At 75.2% G+C, this 1256-nt stretch carries 2 protein-coding genes; both read left to right on the top strand.

Annotated features, from left to right (window positions below; translation table 11 throughout):
* Nucleotides 1-617, top strand: a 617-nt coding sequence (locus EYA84_RS31980; protein WP_153227130.1) for a zinc-binding dehydrogenase, incomplete at its 5' end; no start/stop codon positions are given.
* 12 nt (nt 618-629) lie between these two features.
* Nucleotides 630-1256 (top strand): trans-acting enoyl reductase family protein (locus tag EYA84_RS31975; RefSeq protein ID WP_201272553.1); only part of this gene is annotated, 627 nt, incomplete at its 3' end.

Genomic DNA, 1256 nt, shown 5'->3' with positions numbered 1-1256 from the left:
ACGTGGCCGGCGGTCTGCACCACGCCATGGCCGCCCGGGCGGCCGGGTTGCTCGGCGCCGACCGGGTGGTGGTCGTCGACCGGCATCCGGGGCGGCTGCTGATGGCCCGTCAGCACACCGGCGCCCACACCCTCGACCTGCGGCACACCGACGTGCTGGCGGAACTGCGCGAGCTCAGCGGCGGGCGGGGGCCGGACGTCTGCGTGGAGGCGGTCGGCGGCCCGGCCGAGGAACCCCGGTCGCTGGCGGACCGTTTCACCGGACGCCGCCGCACACCCGAGGCGCTGCGCGAGGCGGTGCACGCCTGCCGCAAGGGCGGCACCGTCTTCGTGCTCAACGGCGGCGCCCGCGTCGTCGACGCGTTCCCGACCGGCGCGGTGGTGCACAAGGGGCTCACCGTGCGCGGGGCGCGCCAGCACGGCCAGCGGTACATCCCGATGCTGCTGGACCGGATGGCCCGCGACGAGCTGCGGACCGAGCACCTGGCCACGCACCACTTCCCGCTGGAGCGGGCGGCCCAGGGGTACGCGCTCCTCCGCGACCGTCCCGACGACTGCGTACGGGCCGTGTTCACCCCGCACGAGCCGCCATCGATCGACGTCCGGCCTGGTGGATGACATCATCGCGGGATGGCTGCGGAACGGACGTACGACGTCGTGCTGTTCGGGGCGACCGGGTTCACCGGTGAGCTGACCGCGCAGTACCTGGCCCGGCACGCGCCGGCCGGACTGCGCTGGGCGATCGCCGGGCGCAACCCCGACAAACTGGCCGCCGTCCGGGACCGGCTGGTCGCGATCACGCCGGCCCTGGCGGACCTGCCACTGCTCACCGCCGACGTCACCGACCCGGCGTCGCTACGGGAGGTGGCCGCGCAGGCCCGGGTGGTGGCGAGCACCGTCGGCCCGTACGTGCACCACGGGGAACCGCTGGTGGCGGCGTGCGCGGCGGCCGGCACCGACTACCTCGACATCACCGGCGAACCCGAGTTCGTCGACCAGACGTACCTCCGGCACCACGCCGAGGCGACCCGCACCGGCGCCCGGCTGGTGCACGCCTGCGGCTTCGACTCGATCCCGCACGACCTGGGCGTCTGGTTCACCGTCAAGCAACTCCCCGCCGACGTGCCGATCACCGTCGACGGTTACGTACGGGCCGGCGGCCGGTTCTCCGCCGGCACGTACCACTCGGCGCTGACCGCCTTCTCCCGGCGGGCCGAGACGTCCCGGGCGGCCCGCGAGCGGCGGGCCGCCGAACCG

It is taken from the genome of Verrucosispora sp. SN26_14.1 (assembly GCF_004307965.1).
GTDB lineage: Bacteria > Actinomycetota > Actinomycetes > Mycobacteriales > Micromonosporaceae > Micromonospora.
The sequence above is the reverse complement of the archived record's forward strand: the minus strand, read 5'-3'. Positions and strand labels throughout refer to the sequence as shown.